The sequence below is a fragment of the Mesorhizobium sp. M1A.F.Ca.IN.020.06.1.1 genome (assembly GCF_004023265.1).
Taxonomy (GTDB): domain Bacteria; phylum Pseudomonadota; class Alphaproteobacteria; order Rhizobiales; family Rhizobiaceae; genus Mesorhizobium.
The window spans coordinates 1-3,542 of the sequence record NZ_RZSR01000642.1; the positions used below are offsets into that span (position 1 = coordinate 1).

The 3,542-nt window shown below is 64.1% G+C and carries 3 protein-coding genes and 1 pseudogene; 2 read left to right on the top strand and 2 right to left on the bottom strand.

Annotation, left to right across the window (positions count from 1 at the left end; genetic code table 11):
• Both EOA60_RS24080 and EOA60_RS24085 read right to left on the bottom strand, forming a co-directional pair.
• Positions 1-318, bottom strand: a 318-nt coding sequence (locus EOA60_RS24080; RefSeq protein WP_128312004.1) for an FAD-binding protein, incomplete at its 3' end; no start/stop codon positions are given.
• A 26-nt stretch (positions 319-344) separates the two neighbouring features.
• Positions 345-590, bottom strand: coding sequence for a zinc-finger domain-containing protein (locus EOA60_RS24085; protein ID WP_066997164.1), 246 nt, complete (start codon positions 588-590; stop codon positions 345-347).
• 240 nt (positions 591-830) lie between these two features.
• Here EOA60_RS24085 and EOA60_RS24090 point away from each other — a divergent pair, with 240 nt between their 5' ends.
• Both EOA60_RS24090 and EOA60_RS24095 read left to right on the top strand, forming a co-directional pair.
• Positions 831-3,026, top strand: a complete 2,196-nt coding sequence (locus tag EOA60_RS24090; RefSeq protein ID WP_095824442.1) for an RNA degradosome polyphosphate kinase — start codon at positions 831-833, stop codon at positions 3,024-3,026.
• Positions 3,023-3,542, top strand: a pseudogene (locus tag EOA60_RS24095) (exopolyphosphatase); the annotation flags it as partial. The gene EOA60_RS24090 and the pseudogene EOA60_RS24095, both read left to right, overlap by 4 nt.

Here is a 3,542-nt window from a genome sequence, read left to right on the forward strand (position 1 = left end):
CAGATAGGGCGCGCCCCAGCGCTCTTCGCCGGCCTGGCCGAGCGGCACGCGCGCCAGTTCGCGCAAGGTGGCAGCGTCCTTCAGCACCACCGCTTCCGGGCGGATCGCGTTCAACCGCAACCGGTCGAGCGCGCCGAGCCGGCTGAGCATACAGGTGGCGTTGGGGGAAAGCTGGATGCCGGCGCCCACCGCTTCGAGCTGGCTGGCCTGTTCCAGCACCGTGACGGCTTGGCCGTGTTCGGCAAAGGCAAGAGCTGCCGTCAGTCCGGCGATTCCGGCCCCGGCGATGACGACCTGCCGGGACCGCGCCTCCTCCATGGTCTAGCGGTCACCCAGATCCGCGATCAGGCGGCCTGGTCGATATAGAGGCAGCCGGCAGGCTCGGTTTCCGTCGCCTTCAGCTTCGGCGAATAGCGGTAGAGCGTCGAGCAGTAAGGGCAGACCTTTTCATTGTCGTCACCCATGTCGAGGAATACATGCGGATGGTCGAAAGGCGGATTGGCGCCGGTGCACATGAATTCCTTGACGCCGATATCGATCGCCGGATGGCCCGCGTCGTTCTGGAAATGGGGAATGGTACCGCCTGCCATCGTCGTCTCCTTCAGTTCGGCCCGTTTGCATCTGGATCATAACCGGCCGGTTTGCAAGATCGATGAAATGAAACTGTCGCAAAAGCCTGGCAGAGGATAAGTTGAGCCGGTTAAGCGCATGAGGCCGGAAACGAAGCGATTCCGTGACATCATGCGTCATAAAAGCGTGTTAGAGCGTGCATAGCGCGTCCGGCGGCGTATGGCGCTCAAAGAATGACGTTGTGGCCAAGAGCAGGAACAATGAACGAACTGAAGCCGGTGCAGAGCGAGTTCATCACCGTCGAGGCGGCGAGCCCGGACGGCGGCAATCCAGACCGTTTCGTCAACCGCGAGTTTTCCTGGCTGCAGTTCAACCGCCGGGTGCTCGAGGAATCGCTGAACGAGCATCACCCGCTGCTCGAGCGCGTCCGCTTCCTGTCGATCTCGGCCGCAAACCTCGACGAGTTCTTCATGGTGCGCGTCGCCGGCCTCGCCGGTCAGGTGCGCGAGGGCATCGCGTTGAAGAGTCCGGACGGCCGCACGCCTGAGCAGCAGTTGGAGCAATTGCTGCGCGAGGTCGAGCGCCTGCAGGAAGACCAGCAGAAGAGCCTGTCGGTCCTGATGGAGCTGCTCAACAAAGAAGGCATCGAAAGCATCCCCCGCGACGGCCTGACCAAGGACGAGAAGGCCTGGCTGGAGGAGCATTTCCAGGGTCAGGTTTTCCCGGTGCTGACGCCGCTGTCGATCGACCCGGCGCACCCGTTTCCGTTCATCCCCAATCTCGGTTTCTCAATGGCGCTGCAGCTGCGCCACCGCAAGAACGGCGAGGAGATGAGCGCGCTCTTGCGCTTGCCGGTGGCGCTGCGGCGGTTCATCCGTCTGCCCGACCGCAAGCATCATGTCCGCTTCATCCCGCTGGAAGAAGCGGTCGGCCTCTATATCGGCAAGCTCTTCCCTGGATATGAGGTCAAGGGCTCGGGCACGTTCCGCATCATCCGCGACAGCGATATCGAGGTGGAGGAGGAATCGGAAGACCTCGTTCGCCTGTTCGAGACGGCGCTGAAGCGCCGCCGCCGCGGCTCCGTCATCCGCATCGAATTCGACACGCTGATGCCGGCCGAGTTGCGCGACTTCGTCGCCGGCGAGCTCGGAGTATCGTCGAGCCGCATCAGCGTGCTCACCGGGCCGCTGGCGCTCAACCAGATCTCCGAGATCGTCGCCATCCCGCGCGACGACCTCAAATTCACGCCCTATAACCCGCGCTTTCCCGAGCGCATCCGCGAGCATGGTGGCGACTGCCTGGCCGCCATCCGCGAGAAGGACATCATCGTCCACCACCCCTACGAATCCTTCGACGTCGTGGTGCAGTTCCTGCGCCAGGCGGCGGCCGATCCGGAAGTCGTCGCCATCAAGCAGACGCTCTACCGCACCTCGAACGACAGCCCGATCGTGCGGGCGTTGATCGACGCGGCGGAGGCCGGCAAGTCGGTGACGGCGCTCGTCGAGCTCAAGGCGCGCTTCGATGAAGAGGCCAATATCCGCTGGGCGCGCGACCTCGAGCGCGCCGGCGTCCAGGTCGTGTTCGGCTTCCTGGAGTTGAAGACCCACGCCAAGATGTCGCTGGTGGTCCGCCGCGAGGACGGCCGGCTGCGCAATTACGTACATCTCGGCACCGGCAACTACCATCCGGTCACCGCCCGCATCTACACCGACCTGTCCTTCTTCACCACCGACCCGACGATCGCGCGCGATGTCGCGCAGATCTTCAACTTCATCACCGGCTACGCCGAGCCTGCCGAGGAGATGCGTCTTGCGGTGTCGCCGTTCACGCTGCGCGACCGCATCCTGAGGCACATCGCCGAGGAGATCGCCCATGCGCTCGAGGGCAGGCCGGCCCGTATCTGGATGAAGATGAACGCGCTCGTCGATCCGACCGTCATCGACGCTCTCTATGACGCCAGCCGCGCCGGCGTCGAGATAGATCTCGTCGTGCGCGGCATCTGCTGCCTGAGGCCGCAGGTGCCGGGTCTTTCCGAGAACATCCGGGTGAAGTCGATTGTCGGCCGCTTCCTTGAGCACAGCCGCATCTACTGCTTCGGCAACGGCCACGGTCTGCCGTCCGACGAAGCGGTCGTCTACATCTCCTCGGCCGATATCATGCCGCGCAATCTCGACCGCCGCGTCGAGACCCTGGTGCCGATCACCAATCCGACTGTGCATGAACAGGTGCTTGGCCAGATCATGCTCGGCAACATCATGGACAATCAGCAAAGTTTCGACGTATTGGCTGATGGCACCTCCCGGCGCGCCGCGCTCGAGGAGGGCGAGGAGCCGTTCAACGCGCAGGAATATTTCATGACCAATCCGAGTCTTTCCGGACGGGGTGACGCGCTGAAATCGCATGCGCCAAGGCGCATTGCCCAGTTCAAGCGCCGCAAGAAGAACGCCGCCGCGTGATTTCAGTCTCACAGGGCCGGCTCCAGGACCGGCGGCCGCTGTCGATCATCGACATCGGATCGAACTCGATCCGCCTCGTCGTCTATGAAGGGCTGGCGCGCTCGCCGACGATGCTGTTCAACGAAAAGATGCTGGCCGGCCTCGGCCGCGGCATCGTTTCGACGGGCAAGCTCGATCCCGAGGCGGTGACGCGCTCGATGGAGGAGTTCCGCCGTTTTCGCGCGCTTTCGGATCAGGCCGGCGCCGAGCACATCTATGTGCTGGCGACCGCGGCCGCGCGCGAGGCGGTCAACGGCCCGGACTTCATCCACCGCGCCGAGGATGTGCTGAAGACCGAGATCCGCGTGCTTTCCGGCCGCCAGGAAGCGCATTATTCGGCGCTTGGCATCATTTCCGGCTTCTATCCGGCCAACGGCATCGCCGGCGACCTTGGCGGCGGCAGCCTGGAGCTCGTCGACATCAATGGCGAGGCGATCGGCGACGGTATCACGCTGCCGCTCGGCGGCCTGCGCCTGC